General features: G+C 62.2%; 17 protein-coding genes. 9 read left to right on the top strand and 8 right to left on the bottom strand.

Annotated features, from left to right (window positions below; all coding sequences use genetic code 11):
* The first annotated feature begins 12 nt into the window (after positions 1-12).
* Together LQ249_RS11980 and LQ249_RS11975 are read left to right on the top strand one after the other, a co-directional pair.
* On the top strand, positions 13-1,785 hold the full coding sequence (locus LQ249_RS11980; RefSeq protein ID WP_232566485.1) for a sigma-54-dependent Fis family transcriptional regulator: 1,773 nt from the start codon (positions 13-15) through the stop codon (positions 1,783-1,785).
* 98 nt (positions 1,786-1,883) lie between these two features.
* A complete protein-coding gene (locus tag LQ249_RS11975; protein ID WP_046383969.1) occupies positions 1,884-2,495 on the top strand; it encodes a TetR/AcrR family transcriptional regulator in 612 nt (203 codons plus the stop codon).
* 26 nt (positions 2,496-2,521) lie between these two features.
* Here the strand turns inward: LQ249_RS11975 and LQ249_RS11970 are convergent, their stop codons facing one another.
* From LQ249_RS11970 to LQ249_RS11955, 4 genes are all read right to left on the bottom strand, one after another.
* Positions 2,522-3,625 (bottom strand): polyamine ABC transporter substrate-binding protein, encoded by a 1,104-nt coding sequence (locus LQ249_RS11970; RefSeq protein WP_232566484.1) that lies wholly within the window; start codon positions 3,623-3,625, stop codon positions 2,522-2,524.
* Positions 3,626-3,665: 40 nt separating this feature from the next.
* On the bottom strand, positions 3,666-5,003 hold the full coding sequence (locus LQ249_RS11965) for a hypothetical protein (protein ID WP_046383971.1): 1,338 nt from the start codon (positions 5,001-5,003) through the stop codon (positions 3,666-3,668).
* A 116-nt stretch (positions 5,004-5,119) separates the two neighbouring features.
* Positions 5,120-6,382, bottom strand: a complete 1,263-nt coding sequence (locus LQ249_RS11960; protein ID WP_177031796.1) for a serine hydrolase domain-containing protein — start codon at positions 6,380-6,382, stop codon at positions 5,120-5,122.
* A gap of 183 nt (positions 6,383-6,565) precedes the next feature.
* Positions 6,566-8,776 (bottom strand): TonB-dependent receptor, encoded by a 2,211-nt coding sequence (locus LQ249_RS11955; protein WP_232566483.1) that lies wholly within the window; start codon positions 8,774-8,776, stop codon positions 6,566-6,568.
* Between the two features lie 116 nt (positions 8,777-8,892).
* On the opposite strand from LQ249_RS11955, the gene LQ249_RS11950 reads away from it, so the two are divergent.
* From LQ249_RS11950 to LQ249_RS11920, 7 genes are all read left to right on the top strand, one after another.
* Positions 8,893-10,137 carry an MFS transporter gene (locus LQ249_RS11950; RefSeq protein ID WP_057005573.1) on the top strand — a complete coding sequence of 415 codons (1,245 nt, stop codon included), beginning with the start codon at positions 8,893-8,895 and terminating at the stop codon, positions 10,135-10,137.
* A gap of 135 nt (positions 10,138-10,272) precedes the next feature.
* Positions 10,273-10,788, top strand: coding sequence for a sigma-70 family RNA polymerase sigma factor (locus LQ249_RS11945; RefSeq protein ID WP_026140148.1), 516 nt, complete (start codon positions 10,273-10,275; stop codon positions 10,786-10,788).
* The gene (locus LQ249_RS11940) at positions 10,789-11,766 is read left to right on the top strand and encodes a FecR domain-containing protein (RefSeq protein WP_232566482.1); all 978 of its coding nucleotides are present in this window, start codon (positions 10,789-10,791) and stop codon (positions 11,764-11,766) included.
* Positions 11,767-11,877: 111 nt separating this feature from the next.
* Entirely contained in the window at positions 11,878-14,253 is a 2,376-nt protein-coding gene (locus LQ249_RS11935) for a TonB-dependent receptor (protein WP_232566481.1), read from the top strand.
* 20 nt (positions 14,254-14,273) lie between these two features.
* On the top strand, positions 14,274-15,443 hold the full coding sequence (locus tag LQ249_RS11930; RefSeq protein ID WP_232566480.1) for an ABC transporter substrate-binding protein: 1,170 nt from the start codon (positions 14,274-14,276) through the stop codon (positions 15,441-15,443).
* Positions 15,440-16,501: a FecCD family ABC transporter permease gene (locus LQ249_RS11925; RefSeq protein ID WP_232566479.1), complete on the top strand. Its 1,062-nt coding sequence runs from the start codon at positions 15,440-15,442 to the stop codon at positions 16,499-16,501. Before LQ249_RS11930 ends, LQ249_RS11925 begins: the two co-directional genes overlap by 4 nt.
* On the top strand, positions 16,495-17,250 hold the full coding sequence (locus tag LQ249_RS11920) for an ABC transporter ATP-binding protein (RefSeq protein WP_126589360.1): 756 nt from the start codon (positions 16,495-16,497) through the stop codon (positions 17,248-17,250). The genes LQ249_RS11925 and LQ249_RS11920 overlap by 7 nt, the downstream gene beginning before the upstream one ends.
* A 123-nt stretch (positions 17,251-17,373) precedes the next feature.
* Here the strand turns inward: LQ249_RS11920 and LQ249_RS11915 are convergent, their stop codons facing one another.
* From LQ249_RS11915 to LQ249_RS11900, 4 genes are all read right to left on the bottom strand, one after another.
* Positions 17,374-18,075 (bottom strand): MlaA family lipoprotein, encoded by a 702-nt coding sequence (locus tag LQ249_RS11915; protein WP_046385321.1) that lies wholly within the window; start codon positions 18,073-18,075, stop codon positions 17,374-17,376.
* A gap of 86 nt (positions 18,076-18,161) precedes the next feature.
* Complete coding sequence (locus LQ249_RS11910; RefSeq protein ID WP_046383979.1) at positions 18,162-19,556, bottom strand: efflux transporter outer membrane subunit; 1,395 nt, start codon at positions 19,554-19,556, stop codon at positions 18,162-18,164.
* Complete coding sequence (locus LQ249_RS11905; protein WP_057005567.1) at positions 19,553-22,687, bottom strand: efflux RND transporter permease subunit; 3,135 nt, start codon at positions 22,685-22,687, stop codon at positions 19,553-19,555. The genes LQ249_RS11910 and LQ249_RS11905 overlap by 4 nt, the downstream gene beginning before the upstream one ends.
* Positions 22,688-22,689: 2 nt before the next feature.
* Complete coding sequence (locus LQ249_RS11900; protein ID WP_046383981.1) at positions 22,690-23,874, bottom strand: efflux RND transporter periplasmic adaptor subunit; 1,185 nt, start codon at positions 23,872-23,874, stop codon at positions 22,690-22,692.
* Between the last annotated feature and the right edge of the window lie 38 nt (positions 23,875-23,912).

The raw sequence follows: 23,912 nt of genomic DNA, 5'->3' as shown, positions 1-23,912 counted from the left end.
AGGGGCATAACAATGACTAATCCCCCCAGTGCGCTGCCCGACGACCGGGTGGCCAATGCGGCCTTCCATCCGCGCGGCGACAGCCGCCAACTCAGTGCCGGCAGCTCGCCCACGCCGGCGGAACTGACCGACTGCCTGTTTTTTTCTCCCGAAGACGGGCGTATCTGGCTCAACGATCAACGCATGTTGTTGCTGCACAGTTCGTCGTTCGGCGCCCTGCGCGGGGAGGTCATCGAACGCCTGGGCCTGGAGCAGGCGCGCGGCCTGTTCACCCGCACCGGTTATGCCTCCGGCGCGCGGGATGCGCGGTTGATACGCGAGCGCTGGCCACAGGCCGATGCCGCCGCGGTGTTTCGCGCCGGGACACACCTGCACACCCTGGAGGGCATGACCAAGGTCGAGCCGCTGCACTTCAAGTTCGATGCCGATTCGGGGTTCTATGAAGGTGAGTTCCTCTGGCACCACTCCTGCGAGGCCGATGAGCATGTGGGCGCCTACGGCATCGGCCAGGACCCGGTGTGCTGGACTGAAACCGGCTATGCCATCGGTTTCGTCAGTGGCCTGTTCGGGCAAATGGTGATTTTCCGCGAAGTGGAATGCCGTGGCATGGGCCACCGCAGCTGTCGGGTGATCGGCAAGACGGCCGAGCAATGGGGTGACGTCGAGCAAGACCTGCGCTACCTGAATGTGTCCCAAGCCGTCACCAGCACCACGCTCGCGCCCACGCCCGAGCACCCGGTGAGCCACAGCGCCAGGGCCAACCCGCCGCAAACGCTGGTGGGCGCCAGCGCGGCGTTCAACGCCGCGACACAAGCCCTGCAACGCGTCGCGCTGACCCCGGCAACGGTGTTGATCAGCGGTGAGTCCGGGGTGGGCAAGGAGATGTTTGCGCGCCAGTTGCACCAGCTCAGTCACCGCCATGACGGCCCGTTCGTGGCGCTCAATTGCGCCGCCATTCCGGATAACCTGATCGAGGCCGAACTCTTCGGCGTCGAACGCGGTGCCTATACCGGCGCGACGCACTCGCGCCCTGGACGTTTCGAACGGGCCCAGGGCGGCACGCTGTTCCTGGATGAAATCACCAGCCTCAGCCTGGGCGGGCAGAGCAAGTTGCTGCGGGCCCTGCAGGAGCGGGAAGTCGAACGGGTCGGCGGCGTGCGCGGTATCAAGGTGGATGTGCGCGTGGTCGCCGCCACCAATATCGACCTGCGTAAAGCCGTGGCTGACGGTACGTTTCGTGAAGACCTGTTCTACCGGCTGAATGTCTACCCCATCGCCCTGCCACCGCTACGCGAACGCAGGGACGACATCCCGCTGCTGATCAACGCATTCCTCACGCGCTTCTGCCAGGAATACGCGCGAACGCCGGCGGGCCTGACCATGCGCGCCCTGAAGGTTTTGCTGCGCTATGACTTCGCGGGCAATGTGCGCGAGCTGCAAAACCTGATCGAACGCGGCCTGATCGCCAGTGACGAAGGCCAAGCGATTGACCTGGTGCACCTGTTTCGCAACGAGCCGATGCCCGCGGATCCCTATGGCCTGGACGACCACGGCAGCCTGTCAAATAGCGGGCCGCAGCTAACCACCACAGCGCCCCGCCCTGCACTGCTGGACACCCTTGGCCAGCTGGACCAGGGGTTTTCCATCGACGGCCTTGAATCGCGCCTGATCAATGAAGCGCTGCAACAAAACGCCGGCAACCTGGCCGCCGCCGCCAGGCTCGTGGGGCTCAGCCGCGCTCAATTTGCCTACAGGCTGAAGAAGCATCAGCGGCAAACCCCTTGAATGGCAATTAGTGCTTTAAAAGCTTTACCCAATTAAGTATTTTGCAGGGATACCGGGGCGACAAGCGCCCCTCTTTTTACTCGTGACAAGGATCTCCTGTGAGCGGACTGCGTGAACGTCAGAAAGCCGAACGCCGGCAAGCTATCAGCAAGGCCGCGATCGAACTGTTTGAGCGCCAGGGTTTCCAGAACACCACCATCGAACAGATCGCCAGCCAGGCCGGGGTGTCGCCGCCGACGGTGTTCAAGTACTTCGGCAACAAGCAGGAAATCATCCTGGAAATCCTGCACCACGCCGATCAACGCGCGATCACCGACACCCGCAGCCGGATCCACGAAATAGACGACCCGGTCGAAGCGCTCTGCCACCTGGAACGCCTGCTTACCGGCTATGCGTTGGAAGTCATGCACCCCAGCCTGTGGCGTGAACTGCTGCCGCTGATTCTCTTCGGTGGCAACAATGAACTGCCGGCAGGCTATCGGGCCATGAACGATGCGCTCAGGGCCGAAATCAGCGAATTGCTGCGGGAATTGCAACGGGCCGGCAAGCTGCGCCCGCAGCTCGATGTGGAATTGGCCGCGTTCCTGTTGAACGACTATTCGCACCTGCAACTGTTCCGACTGGTGAACCAGGAACACCCGGATATCGACGCGCACTCTACCCAGGTCAGGCGTATCACCGAGTTGCTGTTTTACGGCATGCAGGCCTGACCCATGGCGGGGTCAGGCCATCCTGATCAGCGGTTGCTCTTGATGGCGGTCCAAGTGCGGGTACGGATGCGCTCCACGGCGGCCGGGATCGGCTCCAGGGCGAACAGGGTCTTGCGCGCTTCCTCCGGCACATACATGTTGGGGTCGTTGCGGATGCTGGCGTCCACCAGCGCAGTGGCGTCCTTGTTCGGGTTGGGGTAGCCGATCTTGTTGCTGATGCGCGCAATCACGTCCGGGCGCAGGATGTAATTGATGAACGCATGGGCCTCTGCAGTATCGGGCGCATTGGCCGGGATCATCATCACGTCCGCCCACATCGGCGCGCCTTCCTTGGGCAGTGCCATCTCGACCTTGACGCCCTTGCCGGCGGCATCTGCCAGTCGCGTGGCCAATGCGACACCGCCGGACCAGCCCACGCCCACACAGATATCACCGTTGGCCAGGTCCATGCCGTAGCGCGACGAGTTGAAGTAAGTGACGTAAGGGCGAATCTTCATCATCACGGCCTGGGCTTGCACATAGTCCTCACGCTTCTGGCTATTGGGGTCGAGGCCCTTGTAGTGCAAGGCAATCGGCAGGATCTCGTTGCCGGCGTCGAGGAAACCCACGCCACAACTGGCGAGCTTGGCGAGGTTTTCTTCCTTGAAGATGATGTCCCAGCTGTTCATCTGCACGTCGGGGCCCAGGGCTTTGCGCACCTTGTCGACGTTGTAACCGATCAATGTGGTGCCCCATAGGTAAGGCACGGCGTAGCGGTTGCCGGTGTCCCCCACCGCTTCCAGGGATTTCATGAACTCGGGGTCCAGGTGCTGCCAGTTCGGCAACTGCGCGCGGTCCAACGGTTGGACGGCACCGGCGGTGATCAGGTGCCCCAGGTTGGCGGTGCCCGGGAATACCACGTCATACCCGGAGTTTCCCGTCAGCAGCTTGGACTCCATGGTTTCGGCGCTGTCGAATACATCGTAGATCGGGCGGATTCCGGTCTCTTCCTGGAAGCTCTTGAGCACTTCCGGCGGCAGGTATTCGATCCAGTTGTAGATCCTTACGGTTCGTTCTTCGGCCAGGCAAAAACCGCTGATCAACAACGAAGCGACTGTGCCCAGCAGGGTATTACGCAAAAAACTGTTCATGATAAAAACACTCCAGCGCGGCCGCAAAGGCTCGCGGCACTTAATAGCGATAGGTGAAATACAGTTCCAACGCACTGAAGGTCTGGTCGTCACCGAACACCTGCTTGGCGGCGGCCAGTGGTTTGACCCAGTTATAGGACAGCGACGTATAGAACGACGGCGTGGGCGTCCAGTCGAGGAATATCACGCTCTCATCGGCAAAGCGCCGATCGCGGACCGCCGCGCCCATGTAGTTTTTCTCATCGAGCCAGAACTGGTAGTGAATGGCGCCGAGGGTCAGGGTCTCGTTGAGGTGGGTCTTGAGCGAGAACTGTTGGACATTTTCGTTGCTGTTGAACAGCAGGTAGTTGCCGACCACGTCGCCGACGAGCCACGTACTCCAGTCGACGAAGCCCTTGCTCAACGGGTCCCAGGCTTTCTGGCGGTTATCGCTGAGGTTGTCATCACCGGAAAAGCTCGCGTAGCGATAACCGATGACAGGCGTCAACGGCAACGTGCTGAAGGCATAGTCGGCCTGGCCGTACCAGGCGTTGGCATCGTAATCGACCCCCTCGCCGCTACCGCGCTCCAACGCGTACTCCGCATTCAGAGTCAGCGCCGGTACGCCGGGCACCTTGGCATTGAGCGCCCGCAGGTTGTACACCTGCATGCCGTCGCGACGACGAGGCAGCGTGCTGCCTTTGGGCCCCAGGGCGTTGACCCGCATGGCCATGGCGCCCAGGGTCACTTGGTCGTCGAGGTTGTAATCGAGGTTGACGCCGGTCATGCGGAAATCACCCAGGTCATCGTCGGTGCGCAGGGTGAATGCCTGAGACTTCAAGGCGCCATGTTCCCAGGCCAGGATCGCCGAATCCTTGAAGGCGGTTCGAGGGCCCAGCCAGTAGGCGCCGTCCTTGAGCTGGTCCAGGTTGCCGTCCATGACGATGAAGCCCGTACCGACCATGTAGTTCTGGCGGCCAGCCGTGAACTTCCACTCACCGGCGCGGAACCCGCCGTACAGTTCTTCAGCGGCAACCTTGCCGTCGGAACTGCGGGTAAAGCCGCCCGCATCGCCGTCGCCGAACGTGCTTGCCGCGACCAGGGAACCGCCGGCCAGCAAGCTGAAATCGGGTTGCAACGCATACTCGAGTTTGACCCCGGGCTTTACGTAGAACTCTTGCCAGTCGATCTTGGTGCCGCCATTTTTACCGTTGCGCGCATCGACCCGGCCGCTGCCGAAGTTGACGCCGCGGGTTGATAGCGTCGCGCCCCCCGCGGTGAGGTTGACTTCGCCCTTGAGATCGCCGTCCTCAAAGGTGTAGCCCGCCAACGCGACGTGGGTGGTCAAGGGTAAGCCGACCGCGATGAGCGCTCGAGAGAAACGCTTGATGAAAACCATAAGAAGCTCCTGTGTGATTATTGTTGTTACAGGGCAGTCAATGGCGACGCAAAGCGCCGCCAACACATGGCAAAGCCAGGTGAATAGAACGCAAGACTCTTATTTTTCGGGGTGTGTCAGTGACTCAGGTGAGCGCTGATAGCGCGCAGCATTCGCACGCTATCGGCATCGAACGGGCCGACCGCATCGGTCAGCGACGATTGCTTGACGATCACCACGCCGGAGGGCTTGTCGATGAACAGGTACTGGCCGTGGATGCCACCGGCCATCAGGGCCTGGCTGTGATCGTTGAACACGTACCACTGGCTTCGATAGGACGCACCCGGTGTCCAGCCGGAGAACTCGGCATTTTGCGCGTAGATCGCCGGATCCCCACCGGCGGCGATACGTGCCACGGTCTCGGGCGACAGCAGCTCAACCCCCTCGTGACAGCCATCGTTGGCCAGCAGACGACCGAAGCGCGCCATGTCTCTTAACGTCGCACTGAAACCCGCCCCGGCGACGTTACGTCCCCAGGGATCAGCCATGAAATAGCCGTCGCGATCACAGCCCAGCCGGCTCCAGATTTCTGCCAACAACTGACTGCAGGCCTTGCCCGAGGCGCGCTCCATGACCCAAGCCAAGGCTTCGGTGGTCGCGGTCACATAATGGAAAAAGCCACCGTGGCTGGCGCGCTTTTTGAGGGATGGCAGGTACTGGTACAACGACTCGAATTGAGCGTATTGCGCCGGTGCCGGTTGAAACCCGCAGGCGTAACCGTACTGCGAGCTCTCCGAGTTGGGATCGTCGTACACCTCGCTGTAGTCGATGCCCACCGCCATATCGAACAACTGGCGCACCGTCGCATCGCCAAACGCGCTGCCCACCAGTTCGGGCACGTAGTACGCGACGGGTAACCCGGGCTCGAGCACGCCACTGGAAACCAGCTGTTCGCCAAGGGTGCCGATCAGCGACTTGGTCACCGAAAACATGATATGCCGGTCGCACGCCTGCTGACCGTTGAAGTAGCGCTCGAACAATACCGTGTCGCCCTGCATCACCAAAAAGGCGTCGGTCTGGCTGGCCTCGAGGTGGTCGATAACGCTGATGCTCAGCCCACACTCACTGTCGAAACACAGCTGGTCCAGCGCATTGGGAGCCTGCTTGAGCATACCGACCGGCCCTGGGCCCGCCGGTACGTCAATAGTGGGGCGCAAGCGCGCCAGGTTGCGGAACCCCCACTGGCTGAAGGGCGGACGCATCCAGTTGTGCCACGTGACTCGGTGTTCCGGCTCGGCGGGAAAGCCATGCATCAGCAAAGGGGCCGCGCAAGTGGCCGACGACGATTCAGTGGCCTCGACGTAAAGCGTCGCAAGAAAAGACGGGTTTTTATGACTCATCGGGAGATGACCCTGGAGATGACTCTGCATGAGAGCAGATGCGCAGAAATCATTACCCGATATTTATCTTTAGTCAATAAAACTTTTTACTCGATAACACTCACTCCGCTATCGCTGCATCGAGCCGGTCGCCGGCGGTGCGCGGCACATTCGCCGTCATGAAAAGCACACTCCACACCGACCTCAGAAATCAACCGTGGCCGACAACTGCAAGGTGCGCGGAGATCCCGGGGAAAAGGCGCCGTAGGAGGCGACGCCCGACCAGTACTCACGGTCGAATACGTTCTGCACGGTGGCGCGGAACGTCGTAGGTCGCCCTTCTATCTTCGTGGCATAACGCGCGCCCGCATCGATGCGAGTCCAGGCGTCCAGTTCCTGGGTGTTGGCCTGGTTGACGTATTGGCTGTCGGTGTAGATCGCGCCGCCGGTCAAGGTAAAGCCTTCCAGCCATGGGGTATCCCATTCGGCCCAGAGGTTGGCCTGGATGTCGGGCACGCCGACCGGTTTGTTGCCCCGGTTGGCTGCGGTGGCGGACTTCGTCAACTCGCCGTCGAGGAACGTCACGCCCCCCATCAAGCGCGTGCCCCGCGCGACTTCCCCGTACAGGCTCACCTCCACGCCACGGTTGCGTTGCTCCGATTGCACGGAATACACATTGTTGGCACCCAGCTCGCCGCTGGGTTTTTCGATCTGGAACAACGCCACGGTCGTGATGAACGTGTGGTGTTCATACTTCACGCCGAGCTCGTGCTGTTTGGACACATAAGGGGCGAATGTCTGGCCGCCGTTGTTCGCGGTGCCTGGGGCGGTATCGCCCTTGCTCAAGCCTTCGACATAGTTGTAATACAAAGACACGTCATCCCAGGGCTTGACCACGACGCCCAGCAACGGCGTCGTGGCAGTGTCTTTGTTGCGGGAGCTGACAGCCCCGGCGGCATTGTAGTTACGCGACTCGATCGCTTGCCGGCGCAGGCCGAGGGTCAGTTGGAGGCGGTCGTCCAGCATGCCCAGGGTGTCCGTCAGTGCGACACCGGACAGTTCCGTCTCCGAAATGCGCAGCACCTTGGGGGCGTCGAGGTATTGCTTGGGCGTATCCACCGGGTGATAGATGTTGGAGCGGATCTCCTTACCATTGGTGATGCCTCGGGACAGTTCGTCCCGGTAACGGGTCGCCATCAGCGTGGTCATGTGCGTCACCGGCCCGGTGGCGAACAGCCCGCGAAGGCCCACATCGGCGGTCGAACGGTCGACGTTGAACTTGTAATAACCCGGGATATTGCTGGTATCGCCGGCGTCGTTGAGGATCCTGGGCACCTGGTCGGACAGGCGCTTCACATCCGACTTGCCCCCGCCGGCATGGGCGAACACGGTCAGCGCATCGCTCAAATCATACTCGCCGCCGAGCAGTGCCGACTGTTCCTTGGTGTCCGACCAACCCCATTTTTGCGGCAGGCTGGTGCGGCCATTGGCGGCAGATGGCACGTCGACGCCCGTTGCGACGGTGAAGGGGCGCGAGGCGCCGTCAAAGTTTTCTTTCTGGCTGATGTAGTCAAGGTTCAGGCGCAACCGCTCGCCGCGATAATCCAAGGCAATGGCCCCGATATCCACCTCGCGCTTCTGATTATCGACGGCGGTGTCGCCGCCCTGGAGGCTGCCGTTGAAGCGCAGGCCAAACTGGTTTTCTTCACCAAAGCGCCGGCTGATGTCCAAGTGGCCGCCCACTTGAGAGTCCGATGCGTAACTGCCGGTAAAGCGCGTCAGGTCTTCATCCAGCGCCCGCTTCGGCACGATGTTGATGACGCCGCCAACGCCACTGTTCGGCGAGACACCGTACATCAGCGCACCGGGCCCCTTGAGCACCTCGATGCGTTCGGCGTAGTCGGTGAACGTCCGGTAGTTCGGCGCCACACCGTACACGCCGTCATAGGCCAACTCGCCAAGGTTGCCTTCGCCGATGGCAAACCCACGGATGAAAAACGAATCGACGATACCGCCCGTCTGCCCCGTGGACCGCACCGAAGGATCGCGCTCCAGGGCGTCGGCCGCCGTCACTGTCTGCAGGTCGGCCAGGGTTTTGGCGGTGTAGCTGGTCACACTGAACGGGGCGTCCATCACATCCTTGTTGCCCATCATCCCCAGGCGCGCGCCACGGGCGACCTGCCCGCCGGCCAGTACCGGCGGCAATGCCGTGGGGCCAGCCTCGCGGGCGTCGATGGTGGTGGTGTCGAGGATCAGGCTCTGCGCGCTGTCAGGCGTTGACGCGTCGCCCGCTGCGGGCTGTGGCGTAGCCGCCGAGGCATTGGCGCTGCATGCGACCAAGACGACATTCAGCATGGCGCTCCGAATCGCGAGGGTTAACACGCGTTCACCATAGGGACGACAGATAACGGGCATGACGAGAGGATCCTTTCAACGTAGGAAAATGGGAATCACTCCTAATGCCAGCCGACTTGCGAAAAAGTATCATCCCTCCCTGTTTTTTTACCGGGTTCATCCGCCGAGGCCGTCCCATGTCCCATGCAGGTGTCATTCAGGGTTCAAGTGTCAGGACCCTTGTTTATCTTTTGTTCGCGATCCAACTGGTCTCCATGGGCGCGATGGAAATGAGCGGGCCATTCTGGCCCGTACACCTGCGCGAGCTGGCTTCTTCGGAGGCGCTTTTCAGTTTCGCCAGCATCGCTGTGTACGTGGGACCGATGCTGGGCATCATGCTGACCAGTGCGTTCTGGGGCCGTATCGGCGATCGATACGGGCACAAGTTGATGATGATCCGCGCGCTCGCCGGGTTGTCCTTGACCCAGCTCGGCCTGGCGTTTTTCAGCGACATCTGGGCGATCCTGGCCCTGCGTTTCCTGCAGGGTGCCTTCGCGGGCTACATTGCCCCGGCGCAGGCCTACGGCGTGAGTATCGAAAGCCCGTCGCGCCGGGCCCGGCTGTTCGCGATTCTGCAGATATCGACCAACGTCGGCTCGTTGCTGGGCGCCGTGCTCGGCGGCCTGATTCTCGATTACGCGACGTTTTTCTGGATCAATATCGTGGCCTCGGTGTTATGCGCCGCCTGCACGGTGATCGCCGCCATGACACTGCCGGACGTCCCCCCCGTGAAAAAAACCGCGCCGGTAAACACCTGCGCCCCCGCCCAGGCCAGCGCTGCCGGCTGGCGTGGCTCGCCCCTGCTGTCGCTGTTGGGCATCATGGGGATTCTGCTGTTGGCGCGAATGCTGCCCCAGACTTCGTTCTCGCTTTACGTCAGTTCCACATTCGATGTCAGCCACTCAGTGGTCGGCCTGTGCTACGGGCTATTGGCCCTGGGCTTCATTCTTTCGGCGACGGCATGGTCGCGCTACTTCGAGCAGCGCTCTCTACGCCAGACGCTGCAGCGCATCACTTACGTGGTGATCGGTTGCATCGCGCTGACCGCCGTGGCGGGCATTACCCGCAACCCCGTGGTGTTTATCCTGGCCTACTTCGTCTGGGGAGTACTGCTGGGTGCCACGACGCCAGTGCTGATGGCCCTGATCTCGACCACCGCCGACAGCGCCCGACAGGGCTATGTACTGGGTATCGCGCAAAGCACCGCGCAGTTTGCCTCGATTGCCGGTATCTGCATCGGCGGCTTGCTCAGCCAAGCGTATGGCCTGCCCTACACGTATCTGTTCGTGTGCCTGGCGTATGCGCTGGCGCTGGTGCTGATCGTCGCTCTGCGTTACTGGCCCGCGGGCAAGCAACCCCACCAAGTCGCGGATCGGGATTGAACCAGGTGCCTGGCGATGAAGGACACGCCAGCACAGGGGATCGCACCGATCGCGGGGCACTGATCCCCCCTTGCTTTTCAAGCATCTTGTCAACTAGCATTGGGAATACTTCTCAATTAGATGCACGCCCGCGCCATGAGCCAAACCCACTCCGCGAACCACCCGAGTCACCTGCGCGCGATTGAGGCCCTGTACAGCGGGCATCACAGCTGGCTGTACGCGACGCTGAAAAGAAAACTGGGCAACGCCATGGATGCGGCGGATCTGGCGCAGGACACCTTCACCCGCATCCTGGCTTCACAGGTCACGGTAATCGAGCAGCCTCGCGCCTACTTGAGCTGCGTGGCCAAGGGCATCCTGATCAACTGGTACCAGCGCAAGGCGCTGGAGCGTGCCTACCTGGAGGCACTCGCCAACGCGCCCGCACAGGATGTGCCGTCGCCTGAATCGCACTTCATGGTGCTGGAAACCCTGCACGAAATCGACGCCATGCTCGATGCCCTGCCGCCGCTGGTGAAGCGGGCGTTCCTGCTGTCGCAGATCAACGGGCTGAAATACGACGACATCGCCAAGCAACTGGACGTCTCGCTGATCACCGTCAAACGCTACATGAAACAAGCGTTCCTGCACTGCATGATGATGGTCGAATAGATGCGCGCGCTGCGCAGAGAGCCACCGCTGAATCCCGACGTGCTTGAAGAAGCCGCCGAATGGCTGATGCGTTTGAGCGACAACGGGTTGAGCGACAACGAACGTGCCGAGTGGGAGCGCTGGAAGGTCAGCAGCCCCGAGCGCGATCGCGCGTGGTCGCGGGCGCAATTGCTGCAAAGCAAGCTGGGCGGCTTGCCGTCTTCCCTGGCGATGTCGGCGCTGGATCGGCCAAGCAATCCGGAGCGGCGTGCCGCCCTGGGTAAATTGGCCCTGCTGCTGGCGGTGATACCGGCGGGTTGGGGCAGTTGGAAGCTGGTGGAGTCAGGCCGATGGTCGTCCGACTACCGCACGGCCGTGGGCCAACAACGCGAATTGACCCTGGCCGATGGCTCACGCATCACGTTGAATACCGACACCGCCATGGATGTGCTGTTTGATGGCCAACAGCGGCTGATCCATCTGCGCGAAGGCGAAATACTGGTGCAGACCGCACCGGATACCGCTTCCGTCCCCCGCCCCTTCCTCGTCGTCACCCGACAGGGCCGCATGCAGGCCCTGGGCACGCGCTTTACCGTGCGTGAACTGGGCCCGCGTACCCAGCTCGCCGTACTGGAAGGCGCAGTGAAAGTGGAACTGGCCGAAAACCGCCAAACCGCGCCGCTGATCGTCAACGCCGGGCAGCGCACCGACTTTTCCTCACAGACCTTTGGAGCGCTGACTGCCGCCGGTCGCTACGTCGGTGCCTGGGCCCAGGGCATGCTGATGGCGGACAAGATGCGCCTGGCGGATTTCGTTGCCGAGCTGGCGCGTTATCGTCGTGGTTTTGTGCGCTGTGATCCGGCCATTGCCGACCTGCGCGTCTCCGGTGCCTTCCCGATCAGCGATACCCAACGCACCTTGAACATGCTGGTGCAAACCTACCCGGTGCTCGCCACCGGTCATTTGAACGGGTATTGGGTCACGCTGTCGCCCGCCTGACGCCGCGAAGGCAAACCTCGCAAAAAAAAGCATTGCCAGGCTGATACTTTTTTTGATCTCAACTGGCAATGAAGGAACAGCCACTTCCTCTCGCCACAGGGCCCCCCATTGATGCCGGTCATTCGCAGCGCGTTGCTCAGCCTGACCCTGATCGGTGCGGCCTGCCCTTTGGCCCGGGCGGACGCGCCGGTGCAGCTGGATTCAGTGACCGTGCGCGCGTACAACCTTGCCCCCGGACCGCTCGGCGCAACCTTGTCGAGCTTTGCCGTGGAGGCCGGCATTGCCTTGTCCTTCGAGCCGTCGATCACTGAAGGGTTGATCAGCCCAAGGCTTTCTGGAAATTACTCGACCCAGGCAGCAGTCGCGCATTTGCTGGCCGGCAGTGGCCTGGACATGCTGCTGCGCAACGACGGCAGCTACACCTTGGCACTCCGCAGGGTCACCCTGGCGCAGACCACGATCAGTGGCCACGACCAGCCGGCCGAGACCTTGCCCCCGGTGTACCCGGGGGGCCAGGTGGCCGCGGGAGGACGCCTGGGCATGCTGGGTAATACCGATGTAATGGACGCCCCCTTCAGCGTCAGCACTTACACCTCATCGCTGATCAAGGACCAACAGGCAACGACCGTGGGCGACGTGCTGGAGCGCGATTCGTCGGTCCGCGCCACCGGGCAGACCGGCGGGATTGTCGATTCTTTTTTTATCCGTGGGTTTCCGGTCGGCGAAGGCAACCTCGGTGAGCTGGCCTTCGACGGTGTCTATGGCGTGGCCTCCAACTATCGGGTGTTCACCGAATACGCCGAACGCATCGAGGTCGTCAAAGGCCCGAGCGCACTGCTCTACGGCATGTCGCCCAACAGTGCCGTCGGCGGGGTGATCAATGTGGTGCCCAAGCGCTCCCTGGATGAAGACTTGACGCGGTTCACCGCCAGTTACGCCCAGGATGCGCAACTGGGGAATCATATCGACATCAGCCGGCGCTTTGGCGAGGAACGCCGATGGGGGGTGCGGGTCAACGCCAGTGTCCAGCAAGGCAACACCGTGATCGACGACCAATCGCGCGCCGTCGGGCTCGGCGCCGTGTCCCTGGACTACCGGTCCGATCGCCTGCGAGGCAGCCTGGACCTGATCTCCCAGCAAGAAAAGTTCGACGCGGCATCTCGACCGTTCCTGATCGACACGGGCGTGGAGATACCTTCCGCCGCCAATGGGCGGACCAATGTGAGCCAAGACTGGGGCTGGTCCGAAACCCGTGATAAATCCGCGTTGCTCAGCGGTGAATACGACCTCACCGACGCCTTGACCGTCTTCGCCCATGCCGGTGGCGGCAGGTCGGCTGTCGCGCGCATGTCCGACCAGACCCCAACCCTCCTCAACGCCGCCGGCGACACCGCCTCGACACCCGGCTATTACAAGTTCAACGTGCAGCGCTACACCGTCGATGCGGGCACGCGCCTACGCTTCGACACCGGGCCGGTCGGCCACGTCACGGCCCTGCAAGTCTCGCGTTATCGCGACGAGTTGTCCCGTGGCATCACATCCGGCGCGGTCATCCTGTCGAACATCTACCACCCGATCGATCAGCCCAAGCCTTCGATTGCCGAGCCGGATACGCCAAAGGTCTCCGCGACGCAATTATCCGGCATCGCCATCGCCGACACCCTGTCGGTGCTCGAGCAACGCCTGCAGGTCACCTTCGGCCTGCGCAGACAGCATATTGAGTCGAGCAACTACAACGCCTCCGGTACGGTGAGCACGGCGTATGACGGAGGCAAGACCACGCCGCTGTTCGGGGTGGTGGTCAAACCCTGGGACCATGTGTCGCTCTACTACAACTACCTTGAGGGCCTGAGCAAGGGCGACGTCGCCCCGGCCAAAGCCGCCAATGCAGGCCAGATCTTCGCCCCTTACGTTTCCCGGCAGCAGGAGATCGGGGTCAAGCTCGACTACGGCACGTTCATGGCGACCCTGGCGCTGTTCCAGATCAAGAAGCCCAGCGGCGAGTTGTCGGGCGGGACGTTTTCGGTGCAAGGCGAACAGCGCAATCGGGGCATCGAGCTGAACCTGTTTGGCGAGGTCGCCCCAGGCGCGCGCCTGCTCGGGGGAGTGACGCTGCTGGATGCACAGTTGACCAAAACCGGCATTGCCGCCAACCGGGGCAACACTCCGGTCGGCGTGCCGGATGTACAAGCCAACCTCTGGGCCGAATGGGACATCCCCTGGGTCGAGGGGCTGACGTTCACCAGTGGCGCGATCTATACCGCCCGCCAGTACGTCAACCAGGCCAACAGCCAACAACTGGATCCCTGGACCCGCATCGACCTCGGCGCACGTTACACCACGCGTATCGCACAGCGGCCGACAACGTTCCGCGCCACGGTGCAAAACCTGTTCGATCGCGAGTACTGGTCGGGTGTCGCCTCTTATGGAGCGTTTTCCCAGGGCTCGCCACGCACGCTTTTACTCTCGGCCACGGTCGACTTCTGACACCTGCAAAGGCTTTAACCATGGTTACCATCGTTCGACGCAGCCACGCCTTCGCGGCGCTGTTAGTGGCTGGCTTGCTCGGGGCTTCACTGCCCGCCCCCGCCGCCGAGGCGGATGCCGCGCGCAGTACCGTCACCGACCTGCTCGGCCGCGAGGTCAAGGTCCATCTGCCGGTCAGGCGGATGATTCTCGGGGAGGGTCGCCAGTTGTACCTGGTCGCCGCCCTGGATACGCAAAACCCCATCGAACGCATCGTCGGCTGGCGCAAGGATCTGATCCAGTCGGACCCGGACACCTACGGAGCCTACCTGCGCAAATTTCCCGCCATTGCCAGGATTCCCACCTTTGGCGGTTTTGAAGACGGGACCTTCGACATCGAACAAGCGATCGCCCAGCACCCCGACGTGATCATCCTCAACATCGAGGCGCAGCATGCCACCGAGGATGCGCGCTATATCGAGAAGCTCGATGCCCTGGGCATACCGGTGGTGTACGTCGACTTTCGCAATCAACCGATGCAGAACACCGAGCCGACCATGCGCCTGTTCGGCCGACTGTTGGGCAAAGAAGCGCGTGCCGAGGCTTTCATTGATTTTCGCAACCGGCAGATCCGCCGGGTAACCGACGTGATCGCAGCGCAGCAGCCTGTGCGCCCCGCGGTGTTTATCGAACGCATCGGCGGTTACACGGACGATTGCTGCCTGAGCTTCGGCAACGAAAACTTCGGGCTTTTTGTCGACATGGCCGGTGGCAACAATATCGCCAGAGGCATTATCCCCAGCACCTTCGGCCAGTTGAATCCCGAACAGGTCATCGTCGCCAACCCGGCGCACGTGGTAGTCACCAGCGCCAACTGGGAGGCGTTCGCCCCTGGCGGCCATTGGGTCGGCGTCGGCCCGGGCGCCGACATGACGCAAGCCCGGCACAAACTGGCCTGGTACACCCAACGGCCAGCCTACACAGGGATCAAGGCGCAGGACAACCAGGCCTTTCATGCGATCTGGCATCAGTTCTACAACAGCCCTTACCAGTTCGTGGCCATCCAGCAACTGGCCAAATGGTTTCATCCCACGCTGTTTGCCGACCTGGACCCCGAGGCCTCCTTTCGCGAGCTGCACGAGCGGTTTCTGCCGGTACCTTACGAGCCGGGCTATTTCGTCAGCTTGCGCACCCCCGAGGTCAAGCCATGAGCGCACCGAGCGACACCCTGGTGGTGCAGCGCGAGACCTACCGTCGCCTGCTGCTGCGCAAGCGGCTGATCCTCGCCGGGCTGATGACGCTGCTGCTCTGCAGCGTCCTGCTTGACCTGGCCCTGGGCCCGGCGAGTTACAGCCTGCGCGAAGTACTCGGCGCACTGTTTTCGCCGGACGACGCTTCGGCGCAGGTGCGCGTGGTGATGTGGGATATCCGCCTGCCTGTCGCCCTGATGGCGGTTGCCGTGGGCGCGGCATTATCACTGGCGGGCGCGCAGATGCAGACCATCCTCAACAACCCGCTGGCCAGCCCCTTCACCCTGGGCATTTCTGCCGCCGCCAGCTTCGGCGCGGCCATGGGCCTGGCGTTTGGCGTGGCCCTGTTCCCATTGGCGGCACAGTACATGGTGCCGGTGAACGCGTTCGTCATGGCCATGCTCTCTGCCTTGCTGATCCACTTCCTGAGCATGCGCCGCGGCGTCACCGCTGAAACCATCGTGCTGCTGGGCATTGCCCTGGTGTTCACGTTCAACGCGTTGTTGGCCCTGGTGCAGTTTTTTGCCACCGAGCAAGCCGTGGCGGCCGTGGTGTTCTGGACCATGGGCAGCCTGACCAAAGCCACCTGGCCCAAACTCGGTGTGATCTGCCTGGTGATCGTGGTCACCCTGCCGATTTTCGCCAGGCGCGCCTGGGCCCTCACAGCCCTGAGGCTGGGCGATGACAAGGCCGCCAGTTTTGGTATCAACGTGCGCAGCCTGCGCTTTCAGACGTTGATCATGGTCAGCCTGCTCGCCGCGTTTCCCGTGGCCTTCGTCGGCACCATCGGCTTTATCGGGCTGGTCGGCCCGCACATTGCGCGGATGTTGATTGGTGAAGACCAGCGGTTCTTCCTGCCGACGTCGCTGCTGACCGGCGCACTGATTCTGTCCGTCAGTTCGGTGGTCAGTAAGACCCTGATTCCGGGCGCGATCTTTCCGATCGGCGTGGTCACATCGTTGATCGGCGTGCCGTTCTTCATATCTCTGATTCTCAGCGGGAAGAAAAACTCATGGTGACGATCCAGCTGGAGAACCTTGGTGCCCGCTACGGTCAGCGCACGATCATCAGCGGTGTCACGACCGGCGCATTTATGGGTGGCCAAGTGGTCGCGGTGGTCGGCCCCAATGCCGCCGGCAAGTCCACCCTGTTCAAGCGCATGGCAGGCTTGATCGACGGCCCCGGCCGGGTGATTCTGCAGGGCTCGAAAAAGGGCGCGCGGGGCATCAGCTACATGCCGCAGGGCTTGAACGGCAGCGCTCGATTGACGGTGTACGAATCGGTGCTTCTGGCACGTAAACAACTGTCGCCCGGCTGGGTCGTCCACGATGATGAGCTGACGCTGGTCGACGAGATATTGCAGGCGCTGGGGATCACCGGCCTGTCCTTTCGCAACCTCGGCGAACTCAGCGGCGGGCAGCAACAGCTCGTGTCCATCGCGCAGACCTTGGTGCGCGAACCGGAGATCCTGTTGATGGACGAACCCACCAGCGCCCTCGACATGCACCGCCAGGTCCAGGTGTTGGACTTCATGCAGGCATTGGCCCGCCGGCGTCGGGTCATTGTGTTCATCGCCATCCATGACCTGAACCAGGCGTTACGTTTTGCCGATCAGGTGCTGGTGATTGCCGACGGTACCGCACAAGGCAGTGGCGCGAGCCGTGAGGTCATTACAGAACAGATGCTGCGCACTGTGTACAAGGTCCAGGCGCGCATTGAACAGTGCAGTCGCGGGCAGCCTCATATCCTGATCGACGATATTGTTTGAGGGCCGCGAGCACTCCAGCCTGCTATTCCACGGCCGCGCCGGCCATCAGTGCCTGGGCTTCGATGGGCGGCGCATCCGGATAGTGTCAACGGGTAACTTGATCCCGAGGTCGAACCGCGCTGATCAAAAGTCGTCCTTTACGTTGCCATCGTTGATCTTGAACTCCCGGTGTTGCAGATAAACGCTTCGAATGAAGTTGTATTTATCCCCGGTGATGAGCTTTTCAGATTTTATATATTGAGCGCGTCCGTCGATCATGCCCAGGCCGTACAGGCTATTACGCGTCGGAACGTCGCCGATGTAACGAACCGGGTTGGCGTAGATATCGGGAAAGATGGCCGGCGCATCGCGAAGTGTGCTGGGCCCCAAGAGTGGCAGCACAAGATAAGGACCACTACCTACCCCCCAGTAACCGAGGGTTTGACCGAAATCTTCGTCATTGCGCTGCAGTCCCATGGGCGTCGCGACATCGACCAATCCTGCCAGGCCAATGGTGCTGTTGAGTAAGAAGCGGCTCGTATCAACCCCGGCGCTATAGAACTTGGCTTGAAGTAAGTTGTTCGCCAGGTTCTTGACCTCCCCCAGATTGTTGAAAAAATTATGCACGCCGTCTTGCGCAATGCGCGGGGTGACAAATTGATAACCCTGGGCAAGGGGTTTCAGTGCGTAGGTATCCAGCGTGTCATTGAATGAGAAAATGGGTCGGTTGATACGCTCCCACGGGTCCTTGTCGGAATCCGCCTGGCAAAGGGCTGAAAGCGTTATGAAACTGGCGCAGGTCAGTACCTGAGCGCAACGGCTTAAAGTGGAACGAGATGCACGCATGTTGATTTCCCATTGAATGAAGTCAGCCGATTTGACGCGCGCCAGCCGTTCCATCGCGGCGATTGTGTGTGCAAGAGACAGGGCCATTAATTCCAACCGCCTCCCAACACTTTGTACAACGTGATGCGGTTACTCTGCTCGGTCAGACGCAGGGTGATCAGGTCCTGCTGGGCGCTGTAGAGCGAGCGTTGTGCATCCAGGGCTTCCAGGTAGCTTTGCGACCCGCCCCGGTACAAGGCGTCCGAGAGTTCGAAGCTCTTGCGGCTGGCGTCGGTCAGCGCCTGTTGCGCGGCGATCCGGCGATCCAGGGTGCTGCGCACGGCCAGCGCGTCGGCCACTTCGCGGAACGCGGTCTGCAGGGTCTGCTGATAAGTCTGTATCTGGATGTCGCGCTCGACCTTGGCCGAATCCAGGGTCGCGCGGTTACTCCCGGCGTCGAAAATCGGCACGCTGATGCTCGGGGCAAAGGTCCAGGCACCGCTGCCGGATTTGAACAGGCCGGCCAATGCCGAGCTGGACGAGCCGGCGTTGGCGGTCAGGCTGATGCTGGGGTAAAACGCCGCACGGGCCGCGCCGATGTCGATGTTCGCCGACTTGAGCGTGTGTTCCGCCGACAGCACATCCGGGCGTTGTTGCAAGAGGCTCGACGGCAGGCCCGCCGGTATGTCCACCAGCACCGCCGCCGACGCCAGGTGCGTGCCCGGCAAGAGTGCCTCGGGAAGGTCGCTGCCGACCAACAGGCGCAAGGCATTGCGGTCCTGCAGAATCTGGCTCTCGTAGGACGCCACATCGCCGCGCGCCGACTCGACCGTGGTCTGGGCTTGCGCCACGGACAGCGCGGAGGAGCCGCCCAGGGCATAGCTGCGCTGGGTCAGGTCGTAGGTGGCCAACTGGCTGGTCAGGGTTTGCTGGGCCAGCAGCAGCCGTTCGTTGTCGGCCGCCAGGGTCAGCCAGGCGGTGGCCACTTCGGCCACCAGGCTGATCTGCGTACTGCGTCGGGTTTCCGTCAGCGCCAGGTAGTCTTCCAGCGCCTCATCCCGCAGGTTGCGTAGCCGGCCAAACACGTCCAGTTCATAACTGCTCAAGCCCAATTGCGCACTGTAATCGTGAGTGGTGGCCGCCGTGCCGGTGCTGGACAACGACCCTGGCGTGCGGCTGTGGGTGCCGCTGACGCTGGCATCGATGGTGGGAAACAGGTCCGCGCGCTTGATGCGGTACTGCGCCTGGGCCTTTTCGACATTCAGGCTGGCCAGGCGCAAGTCGCGGTTATTGGCCAGCGCCAACGCCTGCAACTGTGCCAGGCGGCTGTCGGTAAAGAACTGCTGCCATTTGACATCGGCCCCCGCCTGCCCTTTCGGCAGGCTGGCGGTCGGCAGCCATTGCGCGGAAACCGGCGCTTCCGGCCGCTCATACTGGGGCGCCAGGTTGACGCAGCCACCCAGGACCATGGCGGCCAGCAAAGGCCAATGTGACTTGATCATGCATCACCTGTCGGGGCAGATTGACGAGTACTGCGCTCGCTGCCGAAACGGCGGCGGATCAGCACAAAAAACAGCGGTACAAAGAAGATCCCCAGCACCGTGGCGCTGAACATACCGCCCAGCACGCCCGTACCGATGGCCTGACGCCCGGCGGAGCCTGCGCCGCTACTCAAGGCCAGCGGCAACACGCCGAACATGAAGGCCAGGGACGTCATCAGGATCGGCCGCAAGCGTTGGCGCACCGCGATCAGCGTCGCATCGATCAGGCTGTTGCCCTGCTCTTGCAGGTGCTTGGCGAACTCCACGATCAGGATCGCGTTTTTCGCGGCCAGGCCCACGGTGGTCAACAGCCCCACCTGGAAATACACGTCGTTGCTCAACCCGGCGACACGGGTCGCCAGCACTGCACCGATCACCCCCAGGGGGACCACCAGAATCACCGAAAACGGCACCGACCAACTCTCGTAGAGCGCGGCCAGGCACAGGAACACAAACAATACGGAGAGTGCATAGAGCAACGGAGCCTGGGAGCCGGATAGCCGCAACTGATAGGACTGCCCGGTCCATTCGTAGCCGATGCCCTGGGGCAATTGCCGGACGATGGCTTCCACCGCGTCCATCGCGTCGCCGGAGCTCACGCCTGGCGCGGGGTCGCCCACGATTTCCAGGGAGGCGTTCCCGTTATAGCGTTCCAGCAAGGGCGAGCCGTAACTCCAGGTGCTGCTGGCAAACGATGAGAACGGCACCATTTCATTGCTGCTGTTGCGCACGAACCAATGATCAAGGTCCGCGGCCTGCATACGCGCGGATGCCTGGCCCTGCACGTAGACTTTTTTCACCCGGCCCTGGTTGAGAAAGTCATTCACATACGTACCGCCCAACGCCGTCGACAAGGTGGTGTTGATGTCGCTGGTACTCAGGCTCAGCGCTCCGGCCTTGCGGTCGTCGATGCTGACCTTGAGCTGCGGCGCATCGTCCAGACCGTTGCTGCGAACGCCCAGCAAGCGCGGGTCTTTTCTGGCCAGCTCAAGGAACTGTTCGCGGGCCGCCACCAGCGCATCATGGCCCAGGCCGGCGAGGTCCTTGAGTTGCAGGTCGAACCCCGAGCTCTGGCCCAGGCCGCGCACCGTCGGTGGTTGCATGACGAAAGCGTCGGCATCGCCGATGCTGGAGAGCGCCATGGTCGCCCGTTGGGCAATCGCCGCCGCCCCCTGGCCGGGCCCACCGCGTTCGTCCCAGTCCTTGAGGCGGATAAACGCGCGCGCGGTGTTCTGGCTGTTACCCCCCATGCCCAGCCCGCTGATGCTGATCATCGCTTCGACTTCGGGCTGTTTCAGGATGTAGTCCTCGAACTGCTTGATCACAGCTTGCGTGCGGCTGTCCGTCGCCCCGACTGGCAACTGGATCTGTGCCATGAGGATCCCCTGATCTTCGTCCGGCAGAAACGACGTGGGCAGGCTCATGTACCCCACCGCCATGACCACCAGCACCGCGCCATAGAGCAACAGGCTGCGCCCCCAACGCCGCAACACCACACCCACCCAGCGCTCGTAACCGGCGCTGGCACGTTCAAAGGTGCGGTTGAACCAGCCGAAGAACCCGTGCTGAGCACCATGGCCGCGGCCATCACGCGTTTTGAGCAACGAAGCGCAGAGCGCCGGGGTCAGGGTCATCGCCACCAGCACCGACAGGACCATCGCCGAAACAATGGTCACCGAGAACTGCCGATAGATAATCCCGGTGGAACCGCCGAAAAACGCCATGGGGATAAACACCGCGCTCAGCACCAGCGTGATGCCGACCAGTGCGCTGCTGATTTCACGCATCGATTGACGCGTGGCCGCCACGGGCGATAGCCCCTCGCCCATCAGCCGCTCAACGTTCTCCACCACCACGATGGCATCGTCCACCAGCAAGCCGATCGCCAGGACCATGGCAAACATCGTCAAGGTGTTGATCGAATAGCCAAACATCGCCAACACGCCGAACGTGCCCAGCAGCACCACCGGTACGGTAATCGCCGGGATCAGCGTCGCCCGCAGGTTTTGCAGGAACAGGAACATGATCAACACCACCAGCACGATGGCCTCGCCCAAGGCCTTGACCACTTCCTCGATGGACAGGCTGACAAACGGCGTGGTGTCGTAGGCAATCACGTTTTTAAGCTGCATTTCAGTCGGGTAGAACGGCTCCATCTCTTTGAGCTTGGCCTTGACCGCCTTGCCGACGCTCAGCGCATTCGCACCTGCCGCCAGTTGCACGCCCATGGCCGCGGCGGGCTTGCCGTTGAGGGCGCTGCTGATGTCGTAGCTTTCGCTGCCCAGCTCCAAGGTCGCGATGTCGCCCAGCAACACCACGGCACCGTCGCTGCTGGACTTGACCACCACGTTGCGAAACTCTTCGACGGTCTGCAGTTTGCTGCGGGCGCTGATCGTGGCGTTCAACTGCTGCCCCTTGATCGCCGGCAAAGCCCCCAGCTGCCCGGCGGAGACTTCGGTGTTCTGCGCCTCCAGGGCACTGCTGACGTCCGAAGGCATCAGCGCGTATTTTTCCAACAGGGCCGGGTCCAGCCAGATACGCATGGCATAGCCTGATCCCAGAGTCTGCACATCGCCGACGCCGTCTATGCGGCTGATGGAGTCGAGCAAGGTGGTGGAAATGTAGTCGCCGATCTGAGTCCCGGTAACGCTGGGGTCATCCGATGCCAGGGCGACAATCATCAGGAAGTCCGAGCCGCCCTTGGTCACGGTCAGGCCTTCGCTTTGTACCGATTGCGGCAGTCTCGACTCGGCTTGTTGCAGCTTGTTCTGCACCTGCATCTGGGCCACATCCGGGTCGGTGCCGGCGGTAAAGGTCAAGCTGATGCTGGCGCTGCCCGCCGAACTGCTGTTGGCCGACATGTAGGTCAGGTTATCCAGGCCTTTCATCTGCTGTTCGATGACCTGGGTCACCGAGTCTTCCACGGTCTTGGCCGAGGCCCCGGTGTAGGTCGCGGAAATCTTCACCGTGGGCGGCGCGATGTCGGGGTATTGCTCCAACGGCAACTGGCTGATGGACAGGCTGCCGCCGAGCATGATCACGATGGCGATGACCCAGGCGAAAATCGGTCGATCAATAAAAAACTGCGCCACGCTTAACCCTCCTTCACAGGGGTGGACGGCGTGGCCGCCTGAGCATTGGCGTCCTGCACCTGGACGGCGGCGCCGGCACGGACTTTTTGTCCGCCTTCGACGACCAACTGATCACCCGCCTTCAGGCCCGCGGTGATCCACCACTGATTGCCCACCGCGCGATCGATGGTCAGCTCACGCTGTTCAACCTTGCCGTCGACCACCAGCAACGCAGTGGTCACCCCGCTGGCGCTGCGGTTCACCGCTTTTTGCGGGATCAGAATGGCCTGGTCATCGCGCGCCTGTTCCAGCACCGCGCGGACATACATGCCCGGCAGCAGCAGGTGGTCCGGGTTGGCGAATTCGGCACGCAGGGTGACGGTGCCCGTGCCCTCGTTGACACTCACCCCGCTGACCTTGAGCCGCCCTTGCTGGTTGTAGGTGGTGCCGTCGTCCAGCTTCAGGCTGATGCGCGCCTCGCCGTTGCCATTGGACTGCAACACGCCGCTGGCCAGGTCACGCTTGAGGCGCAGCAGTTCGGTGGTCGATTGGGTAACGTCCACGTAGATCGGATCGAGTTGCTGCACGGTGGTCAATGCGCTGTCCTGATTGGCCACCACCAGCGCGCCCGGGGTCACCGTGGATGTTTCAATGCGCCCGCTGACCGGCGAGGTGATGCGCGTGTAAGCCAGGTTGATGCGGGCGGTTTGGACTTCAGCCTCGGCGACTTGCACGTCGGCGGCGGCCGTCAGCAAGGTGGCCTGAGCGTCTTCGTTAGTTTGCTGACTGATGGCATTGATCTTCACCAATTCGGCGTCGCGCCTGGCGGTGGCCTGCGCCGATTTAAGGGTGGCGCGGTACTTGGCCAGGCTCGCCTCGGACTGCGCCAGGGCGGCGGTATAGGACGCCGCATCCAATTGGTAGAGCGCTTGGCCGGCCTTGACATCCGCCCCCTCGACAAACAGCCGCCGCTGGACGATACCGCCGACTTGCGGGCGAATCTGCGCCACCATGAAGGCTTGGGTACGCCCCGCCAACTCGGTGGTCAGCACTTGGCTCTGGGGTTTTATGCTGATCACCGAGACTTTCGGAGTGATCGCTTGAGGTGCCGGCTCGCCGCCGGAGCAACCGCCCAGCAGGACCAGAATGAACAAGGACAGGCAAACCGCGGCGGTTACCAGGTATTTGGCGAAGATTTTCGTCGACATAGCGGCCTCTACAAGACGGGATGGCTTGAGTCAGCGCC

The organism is Pseudomonas sp. 7-41 (assembly GCF_021233075.1).
Lineage (GTDB): Bacteria > Pseudomonadota > Gammaproteobacteria > Pseudomonadales > Pseudomonadaceae > Aquipseudomonas > Aquipseudomonas veronii.
This window is presented reverse-complemented; position numbering and strand designations above follow the sequence as displayed.